Source organism: Sphingobacterium sp. UGAL515B_05 (assembly GCF_033097525.1).
Classification (GTDB): domain Bacteria; phylum Bacteroidota; class Bacteroidia; order Sphingobacteriales; family Sphingobacteriaceae; genus Sphingobacterium.
In genome coordinates, this window is record NZ_CP109907.1 from 4,156,160 (window position 1) to 4,176,532 (window position 20,373).

The 20,373-nt window shown below is 38.7% G+C and carries 21 protein-coding genes and 1 tRNA gene; 17 read left to right on the forward strand and 5 right to left on the reverse strand.

Annotated elements, in window-relative coordinates; all coding sequences use genetic code 11:
• The first annotated feature begins 99 nt into the window (after positions 1-99).
• The 3 genes from OK025_RS16880 to OK025_RS16890 are packed head-to-tail and all read left to right on the forward strand — an operon-like array spanning position 100 to position 2,871.
• A complete protein-coding gene (locus OK025_RS16880) occupies positions 100-1,248 on the forward strand; it encodes an acyl-CoA dehydrogenase family protein (RefSeq protein WP_317665526.1) in 1,149 nt (382 codons plus the stop codon).
• A 6-nt stretch (positions 1,249-1,254) separates the two neighbouring features.
• The gene (locus OK025_RS16885; protein WP_317665527.1) at positions 1,255-2,094 is read left to right on the forward strand and encodes a hydroxymethylglutaryl-CoA lyase; all 840 of its coding nucleotides are present in this window, start codon (positions 1,255-1,257) and stop codon (positions 2,092-2,094) included.
• On the forward strand, positions 2,095-2,871 hold the full coding sequence (locus tag OK025_RS16890) for an enoyl-CoA hydratase/isomerase family protein (protein ID WP_317665528.1): 777 nt from the start codon (positions 2,095-2,097) through the stop codon (positions 2,869-2,871). It begins immediately after the preceding gene.
• Here the strand turns inward: OK025_RS16890 and OK025_RS16895 are convergent, their stop codons facing one another.
• Positions 2,872-3,348: a hypothetical protein gene (locus OK025_RS16895; RefSeq protein WP_317665529.1), complete on the reverse strand. Its 477-nt coding sequence runs from the start codon at positions 3,346-3,348 to the stop codon at positions 2,872-2,874. It lies immediately after the preceding gene.
• 724 nt (positions 3,349-4,072) lie between these two features.
• Here OK025_RS16895 and OK025_RS16900 point away from each other — a divergent pair.
• From OK025_RS16900 to OK025_RS16915, 4 genes are read left to right on the forward strand one after another with little or no spacing between them, the layout of a single operon-like run.
• Positions 4,073-4,924: an ABC transporter ATP-binding protein gene (locus OK025_RS16900; RefSeq protein ID WP_317665530.1), complete on the forward strand. Its 852-nt coding sequence runs from the start codon at positions 4,073-4,075 to the stop codon at positions 4,922-4,924.
• Complete coding sequence (locus tag OK025_RS16905; RefSeq protein WP_317665531.1) at positions 4,908-5,717, forward strand: hypothetical protein; 810 nt, start codon at positions 4,908-4,910, stop codon at positions 5,715-5,717. The genes OK025_RS16900 and OK025_RS16905 overlap by 17 nt, the downstream gene beginning before the upstream one ends.
• A gap of 1 nt (position 5,718) precedes the next feature.
• Positions 5,719-6,102 carry a GntR family transcriptional regulator gene (locus OK025_RS16910; RefSeq protein WP_317665532.1) on the forward strand — a complete coding sequence of 128 codons (384 nt, stop codon included), beginning with the start codon at positions 5,719-5,721 and terminating at the stop codon, positions 6,100-6,102.
• Positions 6,099-6,944: a hypothetical protein gene (locus OK025_RS16915; protein WP_317665533.1), complete on the forward strand. Its 846-nt coding sequence runs from the start codon at positions 6,099-6,101 to the stop codon at positions 6,942-6,944. The genes OK025_RS16910 and OK025_RS16915 overlap by 4 nt, the downstream gene beginning before the upstream one ends.
• Positions 6,945-7,039: 95 nt before the next feature.
• On the opposite strand, the gene OK025_RS16920 is transcribed toward OK025_RS16915, so the two are convergent.
• Positions 7,040-8,077, reverse strand: coding sequence for a LacI family DNA-binding transcriptional regulator (locus OK025_RS16920; protein WP_317665534.1), 1,038 nt, complete (start codon positions 8,075-8,077; stop codon positions 7,040-7,042).
• A gap of 765 nt (positions 8,078-8,842) precedes the next feature.
• On the opposite strand from OK025_RS16920, the gene OK025_RS16925 reads away from it, so the two are divergent.
• Positions 8,843-9,196: a transposase gene (locus OK025_RS16925; RefSeq protein ID WP_286851555.1), complete on the forward strand. Its 354-nt coding sequence runs from the start codon at positions 8,843-8,845 to the stop codon at positions 9,194-9,196.
• Entirely contained in the window at positions 9,189-10,172 is a 984-nt protein-coding gene (locus tag OK025_RS16930; protein ID WP_286896806.1) for a transposase, read from the forward strand. The genes OK025_RS16925 and OK025_RS16930 overlap by 8 nt, the downstream gene beginning before the upstream one ends.
• Positions 10,173-10,302: 130 nt before the next feature.
• Here OK025_RS16930 and OK025_RS16935 read toward each other — a convergent pair.
• Positions 10,303-10,375, reverse strand: a tRNA-Lys gene (locus OK025_RS16935).
• A 115-nt stretch (positions 10,376-10,490) separates the two neighbouring features.
• The gene (gene prmC / locus OK025_RS16940) at positions 10,491-11,351 is read right to left on the reverse strand and encodes a peptide chain release factor N(5)-glutamine methyltransferase (RefSeq protein ID WP_317665535.1); all 861 of its coding nucleotides are present in this window, start codon (positions 11,349-11,351) and stop codon (positions 10,491-10,493) included.
• Positions 11,352-11,385: 34 nt separating this feature from the next.
• Between prmC and ribD the strand changes: the two genes are divergently transcribed.
• Together ribD and OK025_RS16950 are read left to right on the forward strand one after the other, a co-directional pair.
• Positions 11,386-12,432, forward strand: coding sequence for a bifunctional diaminohydroxyphosphoribosylaminopyrimidine deaminase/5-amino-6-(5-phosphoribosylamino)uracil reductase RibD (gene ribD / locus OK025_RS16945; RefSeq protein WP_317665536.1), 1,047 nt, complete (start codon positions 11,386-11,388; stop codon positions 12,430-12,432).
• 66 nt (positions 12,433-12,498) lie between these two features.
• On the forward strand, positions 12,499-13,782 hold the full coding sequence (locus tag OK025_RS16950) for a DUF2851 family protein (RefSeq protein ID WP_317665537.1): 1,284 nt from the start codon (positions 12,499-12,501) through the stop codon (positions 13,780-13,782).
• On the opposite strand, the gene OK025_RS16955 is transcribed toward OK025_RS16950, so the two are convergent.
• Entirely contained in the window at positions 13,779-14,429 is a 651-nt protein-coding gene (locus OK025_RS16955) for an ankyrin repeat domain-containing protein (protein ID WP_317665538.1), read from the reverse strand. The genes OK025_RS16950 and OK025_RS16955 overlap by 4 nt on opposite strands.
• A gap of 349 nt (positions 14,430-14,778) precedes the next feature.
• Here OK025_RS16955 and OK025_RS16960 point away from each other — a divergent pair, with 349 nt between their 5' ends.
• The 6 genes from OK025_RS16960 to OK025_RS16985 all read left to right on the forward strand — a co-directional run bounded on the left by OK025_RS16960 (position 14,779) and on the right by OK025_RS16985 (position 20,302).
• On the forward strand, positions 14,779-15,348 hold the full coding sequence (locus OK025_RS16960) for a UbiX family flavin prenyltransferase (RefSeq protein ID WP_075993357.1): 570 nt from the start codon (positions 14,779-14,781) through the stop codon (positions 15,346-15,348).
• A gap of 215 nt (positions 15,349-15,563) precedes the next feature.
• Positions 15,564-16,832, forward strand: a complete 1,269-nt coding sequence (locus OK025_RS16965) for a dihydroorotase (RefSeq protein WP_317665539.1) — start codon at positions 15,564-15,566, stop codon at positions 16,830-16,832.
• Between the two features lie 5 nt (positions 16,833-16,837).
• Positions 16,838-17,512 carry a hypothetical protein gene (locus OK025_RS16970; protein WP_317665540.1) on the forward strand — a complete coding sequence of 225 codons (675 nt, stop codon included), beginning with the start codon at positions 16,838-16,840 and terminating at the stop codon, positions 17,510-17,512.
• Between the two features lie 4 nt (positions 17,513-17,516).
• Positions 17,517-18,119: a DUF4199 domain-containing protein gene (locus OK025_RS16975; RefSeq protein ID WP_317665542.1), complete on the forward strand. Its 603-nt coding sequence runs from the start codon at positions 17,517-17,519 to the stop codon at positions 18,117-18,119.
• Positions 18,120-18,217: 98 nt separating this feature from the next.
• Positions 18,218-19,168 carry a glycosyltransferase family 2 protein gene (locus OK025_RS16980; protein WP_075993353.1) on the forward strand — a complete coding sequence of 317 codons (951 nt, stop codon included), beginning with the start codon at positions 18,218-18,220 and terminating at the stop codon, positions 19,166-19,168.
• Between the two features lie 6 nt (positions 19,169-19,174).
• Positions 19,175-20,302 carry a glycosyltransferase gene (locus tag OK025_RS16985; RefSeq protein WP_317665543.1) on the forward strand — a complete coding sequence of 376 codons (1,128 nt, stop codon included), beginning with the start codon at positions 19,175-19,177 and terminating at the stop codon, positions 20,300-20,302.
• Positions 20,303-20,373: the final 71 nt, after the last annotated feature.

Genomic DNA, 20,373 nt, shown 5'->3' on the forward strand with positions numbered 1-20,373 from the left:
TAAATTTAAAATAAAATTTTAAAATATTTGCAATTTTATTCCTAAATATTTTGATATATTTGAATTGAATTACCGATTGTAAATTTAATATTCATGCTTATGTTTATTGAAAATAAACAACAAATGGATATGATCAGACAAAGTGCGCGAGATTTTGCACAGTATCATATCAAACCTCATGTGATGGAATGGGACGAAGCCCAAATATTTCCAATAGAAGTTTTTAAAAAGTTAGGCGAGCACGGTTTCATGGGTGTGATCGTTCCTGAAGAATATGGTGGATCGGGACTCGGATACCAGGAGTATATTACCGTTTTGGATGAGATTTCCAAGGTGTGTGGCTCAATCGGGCTTTCCGTAGCGGCGCATAATTCGTTATGTACAAATCATATATTAAGCTTTGCCAGTGAAGAACAGAAGAAACGTTATCTTCCAAAGTTGGCGACTGCTGAATGGATCGGTGCCTGGGGACTTACAGAGACAGGTTCTGGTTCGGACGCTGGTGGAATGACGACATTTGCTGAGCGAGATGGTGATCACTACGTGTTAAATGGTTCTAAAAATTTTATTACGCATGCCATCAGTTCTAGTGTTGCTGTCGTTATTGCGCGGACGGGGGCTAAGGGAGATAAAAAAGGGATGTCAGCTTTTATTGTTGAGAAAGGTACACCTGGATTTACAGCAGGAAAGAAAGAAAATAAATTGGGGATGCGCGCCTCAGAAACTGCCTGTCTGTTTTTTGATAATTGTCGGATTCATCGGGATCAACTCATCGGTGAAGAAGGGCAGGGCTTCGTGCAGGCCTTAAAATTATTGGATGGCGGACGTATTTCTATTGCGGCACTTTCTTTGGGTATTGCACGCGGAGCTTACGAGTGCGCGTTGAAATATGCACACGAGCGTGAGCAGTTTGGGAAAAAGATTTACGAATTTCAGGCGGTTTCTTTTGCGCTTGCAGATATGGCTACACAAGTAGAAGCCAGTGAACTGTTGACGAGGCAGGCGGGTTATTTAAAGGATCATGGAGATCGTGTTTCTAAAATTGGTGCGATGGCTAAACTTTATGCGTCAGAGGCTGCCGTTAGTGTCTCGAATGAATCTGTACAAATCTTTGGTGGTTATGGATTTACAAAGGACTATCCTGCCGAAAAGTTTTTTAGAGATGCCAAGTTATGTACAATAGGTGAAGGAACTTCAAGCATTCAGAAAATGGTGATCGCTAGAGAGATTGAGAAAGATATTTTATAGCATATTATGAGGGATCAAGTTGTATTGGTTGATTGCCCAAGAGACGCTGTTCAAGGGCTTCATAACTTTATTGAGACAGATAAGAAAATAAAACATATCAATACGTTAATCGAAAGTGGGCTGTTTGATGTTATTGATTTTGGATCTTTCGTTTCGCCGAAAGCAGTTCCGCAGTTGGCGGATACAAAAGCAGTACTGGAAGGGATCAGAACGAATGAGCATGTGAAGTTATTGGCGATTGTTGCCAATCTTCGGGGTGCGCAGGAGGCGGTTCTAGAGGAAAAAATCGACTTTATAGGGTATCCATTTTCAATATCGGAAACATTTCAACTTCGAAATACCAATATGGGCTTGGCGGCTTCTTATCAGCAGGTAAAAGAAATGAAAGCTTTGGCCGACTCGCAGCATAAATCTCTAGTCGTTTATATTAGCATGGCTTTTGGAAACCCATACAGTGACCCTTGGTCCTCGCTTTTGGTTGAAGAGTGGATTGGAAAATTAGGCGATCTTGGCATTCTGGAATTTTCTTTGGCAGACACAACTTCAGAAGCCGATGCAAATCAGATTTCAGAATTATTTAGTTTTGTTAAAACTCGTTTTCCAACACTGGAAGTAGGTGCGCATTTTCATGCAAGGCGAGAGGAAAGTCTTGCAAAGATTGAAGCAGCTTACCTAGCGGGGTGCCGTAAATTTGAAGGCGCATTGCTCGGTTATGGCGGCTGTCCATTTGCAAAAGATGATTTGGTTGGTAATATACCTTCAGAGCTGTTGTTGCATTATTTTGGACGAGGGACTGATGCTGAAATAATCGGATTGGAGCATAGCTTCAGACAAATGATTTTGTAGATGGAAAAACTGAATTTTATTAAAGTGCATGTTGAGGGGCATGTGTTAAACTTGACCTTAGCCCGTTCGGATAAAAGAAATGCTTTTAGTCCGACAATGGTGAGCGAAATAGCCTATGCATTGAATCTGGCGAATAGCAATCCTGATGTTTGGTTAATACAAATAGAGGCTGAAGGTCCGGTGTTTTGCGCCGGTATGGATCTTAAAGCTTTTGAGGATCCTACATTGGATATTGGTAATCCGGCAATTCCTAAGGTTGAAAAGTCACTGGCGGAGATATTTGCCTGTTTAGATAAGCCTTCAATCTGTGTTGTTAGGGGAGATGTTATTGCAGGTGGTTTTTTGATAGCATTATCCTGTACGTATTTGTTTGCCCTCCCTCAGGTACGTTTTTCTTTGCCTGAAGTGAAAATTGGGCTCTTTCCATTTCAGGTGTTAGCGTTGCTTACAGAATACATGCCTGAAAGAAAAGCGATGGATCTCTGTATCAGCGGTCGGTCTTTTTCTGCGGAGGAGGCTTTGGAAAAGGAAATCTTGTATGGCATGCTGGATCCTGAAGAAACAGTATTGACAGAATTGAAAAGGACGATTCTGGAAAATGCTCCCTTGGCTATATCACGGGGATTTGTAGCACTGCGAAAATTAAAAGAGCAAGATTATGATGATAAGTATAACTTTCTATTGGAGAGCTTGGCAGATTTGCGTAAAACCAATGATTTCAAAGAGGGAATGGATGCAATGCGAAATAAAAGAAAAGCCAACTGGCAAAATAGCTAATTAAAATGATCGAAAACTAGGTCTGCTTGTCAGCGGCGAGAATTCCCAGGGAATGGAGCTAAGAGCGATCAGGAGAGCTAGTCCAAACCAGATTAATAATATTTTAAAACGTCGATCGTTTGTATCGGCGTTTTTGCTTTTAAGGGCACCTAATGTTAAGCAGATCGCGGCAATAATCATCATGCTACTGTGCTCCATGCCAAAGAAGCGAATTTGCCTGAGGTGAACAGCCTCGTCGAAATGTTGCAGGAAGTACTGTGTGATGGGGCTCAGTACATAGAGGCTAAAACCTAAAACTAGCTGAATATAAAAAGAAATAACCGTAGTTTTTACAAGAAATTGATCGGTAGGGGAGAATGGAAGTCTCTTTTTTCTTTTGTAAAAAAAGTTCACGAGACTAAAAGTTAGTACAATCAGTACCTCCCATCTCCATAAAGAATGCATCGCTAGAATGAAAGGATAAATGTGATTCATCATACAGACAAAGATGGTAATAAAATAGATTTAAAGCTATTTTAAGCAATAGCATCGCCTAAATAAAAGGCAGTTTTTTATCAGTTGACTAATCTGTTGTTCAAGGGGTGTCATATTTATGTGTATTTATTGTTTATGTAAGTTTTTTATTGTTTTGATTATTAGTCTGTTTTGTGTTTTGTTTAACTCTTGGTTAATACTGCTGTTGCGTGTAATTTGGTATTTGTCGGTCAGATGGAGAATAACGATTAACTGGTCCAAATAGACAGCTCAAATGATTGCAAGAACAAAGGTGTTTCCTATTGAACAATCAATACTGCTCTTGTGTGTTTTATTTTTGGCTGTTTTTAGCCTCTCTGAGGTGGTATTTATCCTTTTCAAGGGGTTTTGTATGGTTTTGATTTATTTCGTGCTTAGAATGGGGGTTATTTTAGTTTTGGCGGATAGTTATAATTTGCTCAGTTTTTTAACACGGATAACGTATGTCGTTAAAGTTGCGTTTTGTTTATTACGAATTTTATAATTTATTTAAATAACTATTTGTTTGTCAATTTATTATGTTTATTACATAAATTGAGTGTTTATGTTATCCTATGCGCGATTGGCGGTATTAAAATAAATTAATGCCTGAGCGTAAGCAAAGCTCTGCCTGTGTTTTTTTAAAATATTTTTGGAATTATATAAAATTCGTTTCTATATTAGTGTATTAATTAAATAATACAGTAGTATGGTTACTATCCAAAATCTAAATTTCAGCTATAGTAAATCAAGGCCACTCTTTCTTCATATGGATCTTGAATTGAAGCAGGGGCATATCTATGGCTTATTGGGGAAGAATGGTGCTGGCAAATCGACTTTGCTTAAGAATATCGCCGGTTTGGTATATCCTGTTTCGGGGCGAGTTGATGTGCTGGGGCATAACCCTAATCGAAGGGAGCCCTCCTTATTAAGGGAGATTAGTTTTATTCCGGAAGAGTTTTATCTCCCTGCCGTAAAATCAGAACAGTTTCTGAAAGCTAATGCAGGGTTCTACCCCAACTTCGATCAGGTATATTTTGATCAGCTTATTCGTGAGTTCGATATTCCCATTGAGCAAAAATTAGCAAACATGAGTTATGGACAGAAAAAGAAATATATTATTTCTTTCGGTTTAGCGTCTAACACAAAAGTGATCATCATGGATGAGCCAACGAATGGTTTGGATATTCCTTCTAAGGTTCAGTTTCGAAAGATCATGGCTTCTGCCATTACTGACGATCGATGTGTGATTATCTCCACACATCAGGTGCGTGATCTGGATAATCTTATTGATGCTGTTATTCTACTTGATGATCATAAGGTCGCACTCAACGCTTCGATGCATGTGATTACGGATCGTTTATACTTTAAAAAAGTAAGAGAGTTGCCTTTGGATACACTCTATTCCGAAGAAGGGGTGGGCGGTTTTAATGTTATTCTCCCAAACCCGGCGGTAGAAGATTCGAAACTGGATTTGGAGTTGCTATTTAATGCAGTGTTACAGTGCAAGGAAAAAATTACGGACCTTATTAAACATGATGAATATGTCAAATCTATTTAATGCTACGCGTTTAGTTGGACTGATTCGAAGACAATGGATTGGTTTTGGACGGATTTATCTGATGTCAATAGGGATTATTGCTGGGGTAATTTTTGGTTTTTATGCAGTTAATTTGGGATCAAATTATGATGATATCAAAAAGAATACTGTTTATTCGTTGCTAAATTTCAGAGCACCGTTGTTTTGTATCTTGGGACTCTTTTTTGTAACGGTTATCTCGAGCAGTTATTTTGCTGACCTAGGGAAAAAGACCCGGGCGATTTTTGAGCTGATGATTCCTGCTTCACAATTGGAAAAGTTTCTGGTCAGCTTATTCTATACGGTTGTCGTGAGTATTGGTTCATATTTATTGGTCTTTTATTTGATCGATTTGGCATTTGTTTCTTATTTGAGGAGCGTTGGTTCTGTTGTTTTAAATGAAGCACAACCATCAGGAGAGGTGGTTAGTGTGGATTTATGGCAGTACTTTTTCAAGGTTCAATACCCTGAACCAGCTTATTATTTTTGTTTTGTACCAATTCTTCTGAATGCAATTTTCTTACTTGGTGGGATCGTCTACCAAAACTATCAATATGTCAAGACGGCTATTTTTCTTGTGCTCTACTGTGTTGTTTGGATGTGTCTTTTTGTTTACTTAATGAAAACTCAGACCCAGGATACCGTAAGTACAATGGATCATAATTATTGGTCTGATTCAAATCACATTTTTGCGTTGATCAGCGCTGTCGGAGTGTTGCTTACCATAATGATTTGGGCAGTTGCTTTTTTAAGATTAAAAGAAAAGGAGATTTAATATGGAGTTCAGCGCAAATAAAGCCATTTACCTCCAGATTGCTGAGTACGTATGTGATCATATTTTGCTAGCGACCTGGAAAGTGGATGAAAAACTCCCCTCGGTAAGGGAATTGGCCGTTCAGATGGAGGTCAACCCCAATACTGTTATGCGGACCTACGATATGTTGCAGCAGAAAGAAATTATAGCCAATAAGCGTGGGATTGGTTTTTTTCTGACAGAAGATTCAGTGAAGAATGTGAAGTTGTATAGAAAGGCAATTTTTCTAGAAGAAGATCTTCCTTTATTTTTTCGTAATATTTATTTATTGGAAATTGGTCTGGATGAGTTAGAACAACGTTATAAACGGTTTGTTAGTCAGAATTTTAATCAAAATGAGTCATGAAATTAAGTACAAAAATAATAATGGGATTAGCAATAGGCTTATTCGCGGTTCCGATGCTTGTCGCATCGTACCTTGTTCGTATAAATCGAGTGGATGCGAAAAAGTATCATGCTGATGTGGAGCAGGAGGTCTCTAAACCGGTTGCAAAGGATGTTTATTATCGCTCGTTTCTCTTGGCTGCTTTCGATAAGCTTTATATTTCAGGTGCCAAAGCAAGCGGTATAGGTTTATATTGGGTGAAGAGCGATAAGTTTATGGTTAAGGTTAATAAAAGTCAGGCCGACTTTGTGAAAGCGAATGTCGATCAATCTGGCAATCTTACCTTAGATCTTTTATCGGGAGGAGAGGGGTTTTATAAGTCAATTTATATTTTTTCACCTGATCTTAAGGTTTTAAAATTAAAAAATGCGGGTATTAACGAGTTATCCGCCAAGTTGAACGAGTTGACTGTTGTAGGTGATAGCGTTGAGGTATTTTCCCTTGCGGAAAAATCCGTTATAAATACATTGAACCTGAACCTGACAAATTCCACTATTGATGATCTTGGAGGGACGGACAGTAAGGGGAATTCTCTTGTCGGTCGTTTATTTGTAAACACGACGAATAGTGTTTTGGGGCTTCCGCGTACGAATTATCAAAGTGCAGATATTGTTGCAAATAATTCAGAAGTATATTTCAATAGGAAAGGACCTGAGGCCAAAGTTGGTCTTCTGAATATTAAAACTGAAGGGAAATCATCTGTCCGTTTAGATAGTTTGCAATGGGGAACATTGAACGGGAATCTATCCAATGATACTAAAATAGATTTGCCCGTCCATGCATTACGATCATTGATTAAGTAGGGTTTAATTGGTGGATGTTGGGGGCGATCGTTAATAGTAGAGATCGGTATTTTCTGAAAAGGTCAAAATTCCATAGCGGAATTTTGACCTTTTCTTTAAAGGGATGATGTAGATTTTCGGTGTTCGATACTACAGTCCAAAAAAAACGTCTCGAATTCGAAATAATTCTTTTTGTTTTTTTTCTTTAACATCTGCAAGAGCAATTCTACCGATTTTTCTGCCATCAGCTGTGTTGGCTGGGTGATTGTTGTTAAAGATGGGTTGAGACTGTTGGCAAAAGGGGTGTTGCTAAAGCCAATTAAGTTCATGTCATCAGGAATCTTTAACTTCAATTTATTTAATATGTGCAAAACTTTCAGCGATAACGTGTCTGTTGTTGAGAGGAGTGCGTTTGGGGCAGAGGGCCTATTTAATAACGTGCTTATTTTGCTTTCTAGTTCATCATCGATATTGTCTTTGGGACTTGAATAAGAAATTTCTATAATATTTTCTTCTTTAAAGGGTACGCCGGCGTTGAAGAGTGCATCTTTATATCCTTTTATTCGGCTTACATTGCCACCGATGTCTTTACATAGTAAAAGGATAATATTTTCTCTTCTGTTTTTGATCATTTCTTCTGTTGCCTGATAGATGACCTTGTTGTTTTGAATTCCGATTTTGAATGTCTCGAGCTGATGGTTTATGCGATCGAAAATAATAACAGGACAAACCTGCTCCATCATATAAAACAAAAGCGATAAGCTTGAATCATTTTTCACAGGGGAAATGATCACTCCTTCGATATTGCTTTGTATGCAAAGTTCCAGCGCTTCTTTTTCTTTTTTTTCGTCGTTAAAAGTCTGCAATAGGATCAGTTTATAATTCGTTTGCGATAGAATGTGCGAGATCTCTTCGTAGAAATCAAAGAAAAATGAGCTTGAGATAAATGGAACAATGATTGCTAAGGTGTTTGAGCGCCCCGTCTTTAAGCTTTTTGCAGAGAAATTTGGTATATAATTGATTTTCTGCGTAAAATCTAAGATTAGCTTTTTTGTTTCTGCACTTATTTCATGGCTATCGTTTAGTGCTTTGGAAATGGTTCCTGGAGATAGGTTTAACTGTTGGCCAATCTCTTTTAACGTAAATCTCTTCATGTGCTCGATCCTCTTTCATTGATTACAAATGTTCTAGCGTCAATACGATGGTAAGATAGCGCTAGAATTATTCTTGAATTATCGGTTACTATTTTTAATGTATTGAGCCCGTAAATTCTTGAAATTATAAAGATAAGATAAAAAACATGTTTTCAAATGGAGATCAAGAAAAGCGTGGTAATGTGAATTGATGAGATGTTTGTTGGTATTCGGGCGAAAGGTGTCCAAAAGTTTGTTAAAAGAGGGGACTGTTATTTGGTGCCACCGAAAAGTTTACTGATGAGCCAAAGGACAAGGGCGACTATAACAACTACAATGAGGATACCCGTCCAAACACCAGCCTTAAATATCCCTTCTATTACGGAGCAGCTTGTAATAAGGAAAAAAGAGGATGACATTATTATGTATGTTAATTGCCTTTTCATCATTTAAATTTTTGTCTGTATAAATAGATACAATTGATAATGAAAATAGTTTTGTGAAAACAGTCCAATATTAGATTATCGGTAAACTATAGGCTGAATGGGGTTGTGCATTGGTTTTGTTGTAGCTTTTCGGTTTTACCGGTAATTTTTTCAGAACAAAAAGAAGTTCCCGTGAGTGTTAAACAAGAAAAGCTAATCCTGCGATTAGCTTTTTTTAGTGATCCCGCTGGGATTGGCTCAGCCCCTCATTTCCCAAGCACAGCCCTAAGCCTGGATCAAGCAGAATTCTTGGGGGAATACAAAAAATTTCCTAGTTTAGTTTGTTTAATACAGATATCCCTTGCAAGACGCCGAACGTAAATTACTATCCCTATTGATGCCCGAAGGGCTTTTAGAATACTTTCAGATTTTAGAAGTCGATCAGGTTGACAATCAGCTCCACATTTATCTAGACGAGCTTAATATTGCTCCAACGGGCTATGAGAACAGCAAGTTGGAGTCAAAGGGCTTTATGCCTTCCACAGAGATTTCAGACTTTCCCATTAGAGGTCAGAAAGTTACTCTACATATCCGCCGCCGCCGCTGGACAGTGTTAGATACGGGAGATATTATCACAAGAGATTGGAACCTGGTGCGTGAGGGTACTCGAATGACGACTGAATTCGGGCTTTTTTTAAAGAAGATATTTGGATAACTATCCTGTCAGTGCCCAATTGGTAGGGTTATTCTTCCAGGTGGACGGCAAGCAACTTCAGGATCAATACAAGAACCATCTCAGTGACTTCCATGACTGGAGCCAAAAGCCACATGCAGAGCGATGGACTCTTTTCCCCGGGAACATCTCTGAACGCTTGAGCATCGATGAGACCAGTTTTAGCAACGGTGAATTATATACCATTGTTAGCAGTAAATCGGCAAAAGGAGGTAAAGGGACGATCCTAGCGACTATCAAGGGCACCAAGGCCGAAGATATCATCACTGTTCTTGAGTTAATACCTTTACGGTCAAGGAATAAGGTAAAGGAGGTGACCATGGATATGGCGCCGAACATGGCCAAGGCAATCCGTAGATGTTTCAGGAATGCCAGGCGTGTGGTCGACCGGTTCCATGTCCAAAAGTTAGCTTACGATGCAGTGCAGGAACTTCGTATTAAGTATCGTTGGGAAGTATTGGATGCGGAAAGCAAGAAGATAATGGAATCGCGAAAGGGAGGAATCCCATATGAACCCGAGTTGTTGCCTAATGGAGACACGCTCAAACAGCTACTGGCTAGATCCAGACACCTCTTGTTCAAACACCCAAGCCGATGGTCCGAAAACCAGAAACACCGAGCTGAATTGTTGTTCATGCGGTTTCCCAAGCTAAAGCTCGCTTATGACCTTGGAATTGCCCTGGGTGACATATTCAATAAATGCCAGGACAAAAAGATAGCATTTACCAAACTGGGACTGTGGCATAATCAGGTTGAAAATGCGGGCATCGCTTCATTTGAGAGCGTAGCAAGATCCATTGCAGCGCATCATCAATACATTCTACACTACTTCGACAATAGAAGCACCAATGCTTCAGCAGAATCTTTCAATGCAAAGCTCAAAGCGTTCAGGAGTGTCTTTCGCGGTGTAAGGGACACCACATTCTTCCTATATAGAGTAATGAAATTGTATGCTTAAAAACTTCTCCTCCCCCAAACTTTCGGTATGATCCCTAAGCCTCCATTGGATCGAACCCGGCCGACCCTTCTTTCGAATCCTAATCGCTTTAAAACAAGAAAAGCTAATCCTGCGATTAGCTTTTCTTTTGTGATCCCGCTGGGATTCGAACCCAGGACCCATACATTAAAAGTGTATTGCTCTACCAGCTGAGCTACGGAATCCTTTCTGTTTTTGAAAGTGATGCAAAGGTAGAATTTCTTTTGATATATGCCAAATTATTGCGTGCAAATTTTGACGAAAAGGCCTTAACTGCTTAATAAATAAACGGATTATTTTTTATCGCGCTTTTTTTGCATGGATTATTCGGTCTGCTCCATTGATGTCTTTTATGAGTTTGACCTGCTCAAATCCTTTTTTGACCATAAGTTCTTTCATTTCTGCACCGAGATATTGATTGATTTCAAAATATAGATCTCCATCTGGAGCTAAATGTTTCAGTGCAAAGGATGAAATAACATCATAAAAAATCAGCGGAGCACTTTCTTCAATGAATAATGCGAGCTCAGGTTCATAAGCCAATACGTTTTGATTCATATGCTGCTTTTCTCCCGGGGTTATATAGGGTGGATTGGATACAATGATATTGTATTGTTGGTCGGAGAAAATGTATTCCCATTCAAATATATCCGCATTGATAAATTGAACCTGAGTTTTTAAATCTCTAGCATTTTCCTGTGCCGTCTTTATCGCCTCTTTTGAGATGTCCATCGTGGTTACTTGGGCATTAATAAGATGCTTTGATAAGATGACAGGGATGCAGCCAGATCCAGTTCCGATATCTATAATTTTTAGGCTTTGAGAAGATTTGTGGTTTTTGATGATCAGATCGACAAGTTCTTCAGTTTCCTGGCGTGGAATGAGGACAGATTCATTGACCTGGAAAACTTCACCATAAAAATCTGCTTTATTGAGTATATACTGTATAGGTCTGTTCTTTTTTAGATCCTGAAGGATGCTAAGTACTTCAGCCTTATCCGCCTCGTTGACGATAGCTGTTTTTCTCAATTGATAATTGGTTCTATTTAACCCAAACTTTTCGGCAACAACCACTAAGAATATAGCTTTTATTTCATCCTCATCATATAACTCCTGAAGCTCATGTTGAAATAATAATTCGAAATCTTGAAGTATTTTCATGTGTCAAAGGTACGATTTTCATAGATTTGTATCTATGGATATGCACAGGCAATATATGCATCGTTGTTTGGAACTGGCCCAAATGGGGGCGGGTTCAGTGAGTCCCAATCCAATGGTTGGGGCTGTCATTGTTTTGGACGGTAAAATTATCGGTGAAGGGTATACTTCTCCGTATGGTGGGCCGCATGCTGAGGTCAATGCTGTACAACAGGTTATGCAAAAGTATGGGGAAGAAGCAAAACGGCTTATCGCAGAAAGTACTTTTTATGTCAGCCTTGAACCTTGCGCGCATTATGGAAAGACACCGCCTTGTGCAAATATGATTGCGGAGCTGAAACCGTTGAAAGTTTTTATAGCCTGTTTGGATCCTTTCGCAAAGGTCAATGGCAAAGGAGTAGAAATACTACGGGAAGCTGGTATTGAGGTTGAAATTGGTTTACTGAAAAAAGAGGCCGTATGGCTCAACCGTCGGTTTTTTACCCGTATCGGTCAATTTCGTCCCTACGTTATTTTAAAATGGGCACAAACCAAGGATGGTTTTATAGGGCAAGAAGGTAAGCAGGTTTGGATAAGTAATGCTGCAAGCCAACAGTTGGTTCACCGTTGGCGAGCGGAGGAAGATGCTATTTTGGTCGGTACAAATACTGCAATCGTAGATAATCCCAGTCTGACCGTAAGAGAATGGCAGGGCAAAAACCCATTGCGTATTCTTTTAGATAGAGATCTTGCTATTCCGCTAGATGCCAATATTCTCAATGAGCAAGCTGATACAATTGTGTTCAATGCTAAAAAGACAGAATGGACAGCAAATGTGAAGTATATTGAGCTTGAAAACTATGGGTTATATCTACCGCAGAGTATTCTTTATCAACTTTATTTAATGGATGTTCAGTCAATAATCATAGAAGGGGGGCGTGCTACCCTGCAAATGTTTGTCGATGCGGGCCTCTGGGATGAGGCAAGGGTATTTGAGTCTGAAACAACATTATTGAACGGGATTGAGGCGCCTCAATTTAAGGGACAACTGCTAGAAAGCAAATTGGTTTCCAATGATCTTTTAAAAATCTATAAGAAACAGTAATTATTAAATTGTATATTTAAGATATTATAAGCCATAGCCGGTTAGTTTAATCTTAAAATTACAATTATGTTAGTTACAGAAAACTTAATGCAGTTTATCTGGAAACTTCGGCTATTCCGTGCAAATGGGTTGAATTCTACCGATGGAGAGCCCTTGGCCGTTGTTCATGTGGGGCAATACAACACAGATTCAGGTCCCGATTTTCTCATGTCACATATCAGGTATAAAGGCGATGATTGGTTTGGTCATGTCGAGATGCATATCCAATCTTCGGATTGGGATCGACATGGTCATCAAGAAGATGTCGCTTATAACAACGTTATTTTACATGTAGTTTGGAAAAATGATAAGGTTAGCTTCCGGAATGATGGGACATCGATACCGACATTGGTGCTTTCGGAATATGTGGAAAAGCATCTGTTGGAACGGTATTCAGCGATGATGAATACAAAAAGTTCGATACCTTGTGAATTTCAGCTTGGTTCTATTGATCTTTTTAAAAAATCCATGTGGCTAAGTACTTTAGCTATTGAACGCCTGGAAATGAAGGTTCAACAAATGTTGGTGATTTTAAAGCAATTTAATACGGATTGGGAAAAAACTCTATGGGTATGGATCTGCAGATGTATGGGATTGAAAGTTAATGCAGATACATTTCAGGAGCTTGGGGAAAAATTACCCTGGAGCATTCTACAAAAATATCGTTCAAACCTGTTTAAAATAGAGGCTCTTTTCTTTGGGATCAGCCGGCTATTAATTCAAGGACAAGAAAGCGAGTATATGGAACGGCTAGTTGGTGAATTTGAGTATCAAAAACATATTCACGGTATAGAGACTATTTATGGGGTATGGAAAAGGATGAGAATGAGGCCTTATAATTTTCCCGAACGGCGAATCACGCAATTAGCTCTTTTGTTTAGTAAGAACGAGCTGGGAGTTGCTAAGATTTTGGCTGTGGATGATTTGGAGGCTGCTCGAAAATTATTTAAGATAGAGTCGCCGGGTGATTATTTGGGGGGATATTTATCTTTCGGTACCAAAACGAAGGTAAAAACATCGCTTCGTCTAGGTAAAGAAACTATTGACACGCTTGTTATTAATGTGATTATCGTATTTCTTTTTTCATACGGGAAATATTTTAGTATTCAATCCTATATGGATAAAGCTTTAGATCTTTTGGAGCAGCTTCCTGCAGAAAAAAATGTTGTTGTGAGACAATTTGCTCAATATGATTGGCCTGTTCAAAGCGCATTGCAAAGTCAAGGAATTTTGCAGTTAAAGCGATTTTATTGTGATAGGAAGCGCTGCCTTCATTGCAGCATTGGAACCGAAATTTTAAAAAGAAATTAATTCTTTAAAATTTCTGCAATCTCCTTATGGCCTTTTTCATATGCCATATCCATTGGAGCTAATCCTGAGATATTGATGACTCTGGTATCGGCCCCATTTTCGAGTAAGGCAACTATAAAATCGATATTACCAAATTGCGCAGCGAAATGAAGTGGGGTTTCGCCAGTAGCTTGAATGGCATTGACATCTGCATTAGCATCGATAAGCAACTTACCGATCTCTTCATTGTTGTTTGCCGCAGCAATATGTAACGCGGTGGTGAGTTGCTCATTTTTGGTTACGACATTTGGATTAACTTTTTTGGATAGTAAAAGACGGACAATGTCTGCTTTGTTGAAATAGGTGGCTAAGGTCAATGGCGTAAAACCCTGTGATGACCATTCGTTGACAACAGATGGAGCTTGCGAAATAATAGCCTCCACGTATGAGGTTAACCCAGCCGCACAGGCCTCATGGATAGTCATGGATTTGGTGTGTTGTAAAAGTACCCGAATGATCTGGGGTTTGTTATAATAGCAAGCTAATAGGAGGGGAGAAATTCCATGACTCGTTGTTTCTTGTAAAAGCTCGGGATTTCCAATCAATAATAAGTCGATATCATGGCTTCTGCCTTCTTCAATATATTGTTCTAAAACGGAAAGGTTCATGTCTTAACAAATTGTCTAACGTTGTCACTAAAATAGACTTTATTGATGAGAATAAATGTCTGATTTGCGAAAATATTTGTATTTAATTTTGCCTGGGATTGAACTGAAATTTAGAAGAAGGGTGGTTTTACGAGGTGAATTGGATCTTAAAATCCGGGAAAAAGTTATTTTTGGGGTATTTTATATACACAAATGTGTAGTAATGCGCATAATGTTTTTGTAAATTAAAAAGTAGATGTACTTTTGTTAAGCCCCTCCCAAGGGCATGTTTTTCATAGGTAGATGTAGGGTCGGGTGTTTCTCACTACGACCCTTTTTTTATAGCTTTGTTTTTATTATTTTAAAAGAGATGTCTAAGAGAAAAATTGTTATTGCCATTACCGGAGCTAGCGGCTCAATCTACGCTAAAGTTTTACTTAAAAAACTATTGGTATTAAAAACACAGATCGCAGAAGTTGGAATTGTAATGTCGAATAATGCGAAGGATGTATGGCGTGCGGAGTTAGGCGATGAGAGTTATCAGGATGTACCGTTCAAATTTTACGATAAGGGTGATTTCTTTGCTCCTTTTGCATCCGGGTCGGCTCGCTATGATACGATGATTGTCTGTCCGTGTTCAATGGGGACATTATCAAGGATCGCCCACGGAATTTCTTCTGATCTGACAACTCGTGCGGCAGATGTAATGCTAAAAGAACGACGAAGATTGATTTTGGTTACCCGTGAGACACCGCTAAGTATTATACATATTCAAAATATGAAATTGGTGACAGAGGCGGGAGGAATCATTTGTCCTGCATCTCCTTCATTCTATAGTTTGCCAAAGACACTGGAAGATGTAGCAGAAACTGTAGTTGATCGCATTTTGAGTCTTGCCGGATTTGAATTTAAACATTATCAGTGGGGAGAAAATGCCTAGCTATTCCTCGTTGAAATCTATTTTTAATGTTCTTTAATAAATTTGTATTTTGTAACTTTGTTTCTCGAAATGAAGCAATCACAGGCATCACGCGAAAAAGTTATTTTCAGCTATATGATTTATAGTGATAAAGCCACCGTTTGTCTGTTAACACTACGCACGCTATATGCTTCGATAAATAAGTTGTATCCTTTTAAATTCAATCACATTCATATATGAAAAGCTTATTGATTACTTCTGTTAAAGTAATTTTACCTGGTCATGAATTTCATCAGCAGCAAGTTGATGTATTTATTGAAAAGGGGAAGATTGCGCAGATTGGAAAATCTGTCAAAGTAGCTGATAAAAACATAGAGACCATCGATGGTGCCGGAAAAATTTTAGCGCCAGGTTTTTTTGACTTACATGCCAATTTTGGGGAACCTGGACTAGAAACCAAGGAAGACATTGTAAGTGGGACCGCAGCAGCAGCAGCGGGAGGATTTACTGGAGTAGCTGTAATGCCGAATACTGAACCCGCTATTCAAAGCCGGTCTGAGGTTGCACTTATTGTCAATACGGCGAAAGGGAATGTTGTTGATGTACACCCAATAGGGGCCATCAGCAAAAAGCGAGAAGGAAAAGAACTGGCTGAGTTATTTGATATGAAACAGACAGGTGCTGTTGCTTTTAGTGATGGAAACAGAAGTGTGCAACAAGCGGGATTAATGAGCAGAGCATTGCTATATGCTAAGGGATTTGAAGGGTTGATTTTTTCACATGCCGAAGATGAGTCTATGGCCGGTGGAAACAAAATGAATGAGGGCGCAATGAGTACTTATTTGGGAATGAAGGGGATTCCCAATCTTGCTGAATCGTTAATGGTTTCTCGTGACCTCTATTTGGCGGAATATACCGGAGCTCCTATTCATTTCGCATCCATTAGTACACCAGAGGCTGTTGATCTGATAAAAAAGGCGAAAGCAAAAGGTCTCCCAGTGACATGTGATGTCGCTGCGCATCAATTGGTTTTTACGGACGAAGATATTGTCGGTTTTGATAGTAATTATAAGGTGAGCCCGCCTTTACGCACAAAAGCTGATCTTAAGGTATTACTGAAGGGAATTAAGGACGGTACTATCGATGCCGTTGTTTCGCAACATACACCGCATGAAATAGAATTTAAAAATGTCGAATTCCATATTGCGAAAAATGGTATTATTGGATTGCAGACTGTATTACCGCTATTAATTCGCGCCGGATTAAATGAAGAACAGATTGTAAATAGTTTGTCAGTACGACCGAGACAAATTTTAGGACTTGAAGTGCCTCAGATTGAAGTGGGGGCAATAGCTAATCTTGTCTTATTTGACCCATTGAAAACATGGAATTTCGATGAGAAAACCAATAAATCCAAATCAAAAAATTCTCCCTTATTTGGGCAGACCTTAAAAGGAGCTGTCGAATTGGTCATCAATAATAGTCAAATCATTAAAAACGATTAAAAACCATGGAAGCAAATGTTAAAGCAGCCGTTGAGGCAGGTATATTAAATTATGGCAAGGTTGATGGAATTTCGACAGCCCCAGAGTTTCTTGATAAGATTCTTAACGTATTCAATACGGAGGCCAGCTATCTAGAGAAATTAGAACTGTTGGATCAGTCTTTTGATGACTATCCATTGTTTGACGAACTTCGTGAAGTATATGTCGATCTTTTATTGATGAACTTTTTCTCCAATGACGTATTAAAATTGGAAGACGATTATTTGGATTCTGAAGAATGGGAAGCGATCGAAGATGAAACAATCGATCGTGGAACGGAATTGTTGAATATTTTTCTTTATTTAGGGGAATGTAAGGACGATGAAATTGAGCCTGAACTGGATGATTTCTTAAAAGAATTTTTATTGGTCGATGAAGATGAATTCCAAGACGAACATGAAATTTATGAAGATATCATTGCTAATCAAATCGTAGTAGATAGTCCGTATGCTGAAATAGCAAAAGTAGGTAAAGGAATAAATCCGAGAAGCGAAGTTTATGAGCTTTTCTATCCTATTATGAGTTTCTTTAGTGAGTTGAAACCAACCGAAAAGCAATTTGAAGAGTATGCTGAGGCTTCTTCCAATAAGGCTTTCGATATCGCCCTTTACCAAATAATTAGTACTTACTATAACAAATAATTTTATGGCAGATTCATTCAACCAAAGTAATGTAGGATTTGATGCGGTAATCGACAAAAAGAAAAGTATTATCTATGGTGTTATTTTAGGAATAATTTCTTTTATCCTAGGATTAGTTGTTTTGTTTGTTGTCAAAGACTTAAATTCCTTTTGGGGGGTGATGTCGATGTCATTTATTGTCAATACTGGTGTTTTTGTTATTATTTCTGCATTGTTTGCGTTCTCTCTCAGGAAAGCAAATGGCGGATACTGGAATTTTTCCATCGCATTGAAATCGATCTTTATGATGCTTGCGATTTCTACGATTATTTCCACTATTGGTACGCAACTGTATGTTAATTTCATTAACCCAACTTTACAAGAAAAGGTGGTGACGCATACAATTAACGTTACTATAGAGTATATGGAGAAAAACAATGTGCCAGATGAAGTTATAGATTCAAAAATCGCAGAACTTGAAAAGCAAGTTGATTCAATTGGTAAAATTACTTTAGGACAGGTGTTCAAAGGACTGGCGATTACATTAATGTTTCAATTTGTTTTTGCGTTGCTGTTATCGGCCCTGACAAAACGAGAAAAATTGGTGATTAAACAAGAAGCCAATTAGTGGCTAACAAAATAACATTGTTCCTACAAGGTATTACTGAAAAAGTAATACCTTTGTTGGTATTATAATACTACATTTTTAGCATGATTAACATTCACATGGATATTTCTGTTGTTGTCCCTTTATTTAATGAAGAAGAATCCTTACCCGAATTGACAGCTTGGATCGACCGTGTTATGGCGGCCAATCATTTTTCCTATGAAATTATTTTAGTTGATGATGGGAGTAAAGATAATTCTTGGAAAGTTATTGAAGAGTTGAAGTTAAAGAACACAAATATTTCTGCGATCAAGTTCCGACGCAATTATGGGAAATCTGCCGCTTTGAATGTAGGCTTTGCTGCTGCGCAGGGTGATGTGGTTATTACCATGGACGCGGATCTCCAAGATAGCCCGGATGAGATTCCTGAACTATATGACCGGATCGTGAACAAGGGAGCGGATTTAGTATCGGGTTGGAAGCAAAAGCGCTATGATCCATTGACCAAAACAATCCCAACCAAATTGTTTAATGGGGTAACCAGATCCATGTCTGGTATTCATAACCTGCATGATTTTAACTGTGGTCTTAAAGCGTATAAAAAAGATGTTGTTAAAAACATCGAGGTGTATGGCGAGATGCATCGTTATATACCCGTTATTGCGAAATGGGCTGGATTTACCAATATACAGGAACAGGTTGTTCAGCATTATCCACGTAAATATGGTACAACCAAATTTGGACCGGGCCGTTTTGTCAAAGGTTTCTTAGATTTATTGTCCATATTTTTTGTCGGCAAATTTGCGAAAAGGCCAATGCACTTTTTTGGTGTTATGGGAGTGATTAGTTTTCTTGCAGGTTTATTTATCTCCATTTATCTGATTTGCCACAAACTGATGAGTATAGCTAGCGGTACACCATTTAGAGATATAACCGATCAACCATTATTTTTCTTTGCGCTGACAGCGATTATTTTGGGAACACAATTATTTCTGACTGGTTTCTTGGCAGAGTTAGTCTCTAGAAGCAGCTCCGATCGGAATGATTATCAAATTGAGAAAGTCATCTAAATAATTATGCGAATTGTGATTTTAGGATCCGCCTATCCATTGAGGGGAGGGGGGATAGCGTCTTTTAATGAACGATTGGCATTCCATTTTCAGGAGTTAGGTCATGAAGTGGATATCTATTCCTTTAGTCTACAGTATCCCAGTTTTCTTTTCCCCGGGAAGTCGCAATATTCCGATGAGCCTGCACCAACCGGTCTTCATATTAAAACAACAGTGAATTCTGTTAACCCAATTAATTGGATAAAGGTTGGTAGAGAGCTACGGAAGGCGAACTATGATTTGCTTATTGTGCGATTTTGGATGCCATTTTTTGGGCCTTGTTTGGGCACGATCCAGCGGCAGGTTCGAAAAAATAAACATACTAAAATTGTATGTATCGCTGATAATATAATCCCTCATGAACAACGCATAGGTGATAAGACGTTGATCCGCTACTTTTTGAAATCTGTTGATGCTTGTCTCACGATGAGTAAAAGTGTGCTGGCAGATCTGAAAATGTTAAGCCCGAAAATGCCAGCGGTATATACGCCGCATCCACTCTACGATAACTATGGTGCGCATCAGAGTAAAAAGGAAGCACGTCGATTACTTAAGATTGCCGAAGAGGATAAAGTCGTATTGTTTTTTGGTTTTATTCGTCAATACAAGGGCTTAGATCTCTTGCTCGAAGCATTAGCTCATTCCAAGGTTCGCGATCTCGGTGTTAAATTATTGCTTGCCGGAGAATTTTATGGCGATCCTGCTCCCTATCTGGAGCTTATAAAAAAGTATAAACTCGAAGAGTTTATTTATATGCATACCGATTTTATTCCAAATCAGGAGGTGGGACGTTATTTTTCGGCTGCGGATTGCGTTGTGTTGCCTTATCGTAGCGCTACGCAGAGTGGAATTACCCAAGTTGCTTATCATTTTGATCTTCCCATGATTGTGAGTAATGTTGGGGGATTGCCGGAATTGGTTCAAGATGGCTATGTTGGTTATGTTGTGGAGCCCAATCCTGATGAAATTGCTTCAGGTATTTTCTCTTTTTACCATTACAACAAAGAAGAGCAATTTAGAACGAATATTATCGATGAAAAAAGGAAATACAGCTGGGATACTTTTGGCAATGAGATTCTTAAGTTGGCGCGTTGATGAGTAGCAGTGATTTTATTTGTATATAAAATCAAATTTATCTAAGTTTGGAATACTGAGGTAGAAATTTA

Bases quoted from the DNA above. Each gene is read 5' to 3' on its own strand.
- OK025_RS16910 (WP_317665532.1), top strand. From the start codon at position 5,719: ATGGAGTTCAGCGCAAATAAAGCCATTTACCTCCAGATTGCTGAGTAC.
- OK025_RS16955 (WP_317665538.1), bottom strand. From the start codon at position 14,429: ATGAACCTTTCCGTTTTAGAACAATATATTGAAGAAGGCAGAAGCCAT.
- OK025_RS16885 (WP_317665527.1), top strand. From the start codon at position 1,255: ATGAGGGATCAAGTTGTATTGGTTGATTGCCCAAGAGACGCTGTTCAA.
- OK025_RS16975 (WP_317665542.1), top strand. From the start codon at position 17,517: ATGGCAGATTCATTCAACCAAAGTAATGTAGGATTTGATGCGGTAATC.
- OK025_RS16895 (WP_317665529.1), bottom strand. From the start codon at position 3,348: ATGATGAATCACATTTATCCTTTCATTCTAGCGATGCATTCTTTATGG.
- OK025_RS16985 (WP_317665543.1), top strand. From the start codon at position 19,175: ATGCGAATTGTGATTTTAGGATCCGCCTATCCATTGAGGGGAGGGGGG.
- ribD (WP_317665536.1), top strand. From the start codon at position 11,386: ATGGATATGCACAGGCAATATATGCATCGTTGTTTGGAACTGGCCCAA.
- OK025_RS16880 (WP_317665526.1), top strand. From the start codon at position 100: ATGTTTATTGAAAATAAACAACAAATGGATATGATCAGACAAAGTGCG.
- OK025_RS16890 (WP_317665528.1), top strand. From the start codon at position 2,095: ATGGAAAAACTGAATTTTATTAAAGTGCATGTTGAGGGGCATGTGTTA.
- OK025_RS16980 (WP_075993353.1), top strand. From the start codon at position 18,218: ATGGATATTTCTGTTGTTGTCCCTTTATTTAATGAAGAAGAATCCTTA.
- OK025_RS16905 (WP_317665531.1), top strand. From the start codon at position 4,908: ATGTCAAATCTATTTAATGCTACGCGTTTAGTTGGACTGATTCGAAGA.
- OK025_RS16920 (WP_317665534.1), bottom strand. From the start codon at position 8,077: ATGAAGAGATTTACGTTAAAAGAGATTGGCCAACAGTTAAACCTATCT.
- OK025_RS16965 (WP_317665539.1), top strand. From the start codon at position 15,564: ATGAAAAGCTTATTGATTACTTCTGTTAAAGTAATTTTACCTGGTCAT.
- OK025_RS16900 (WP_317665530.1), top strand. From the start codon at position 4,073: ATGGTTACTATCCAAAATCTAAATTTCAGCTATAGTAAATCAAGGCCA.
- OK025_RS16950 (WP_317665537.1), top strand. From the start codon at position 12,499: ATGTTAGTTACAGAAAACTTAATGCAGTTTATCTGGAAACTTCGGCTA.
- OK025_RS16970 (WP_317665540.1), top strand. From the start codon at position 16,838: ATGGAAGCAAATGTTAAAGCAGCCGTTGAGGCAGGTATATTAAATTAT.
- OK025_RS16915 (WP_317665533.1), top strand. From the start codon at position 6,099: ATGAAATTAAGTACAAAAATAATAATGGGATTAGCAATAGGCTTATTC.
- OK025_RS16960 (WP_075993357.1), top strand. From the start codon at position 14,779: ATGTCTAAGAGAAAAATTGTTATTGCCATTACCGGAGCTAGCGGCTCA.
- prmC (WP_317665535.1), bottom strand. From the start codon at position 11,351: ATGAAAATACTTCAAGATTTCGAATTATTATTTCAACATGAGCTTCAG.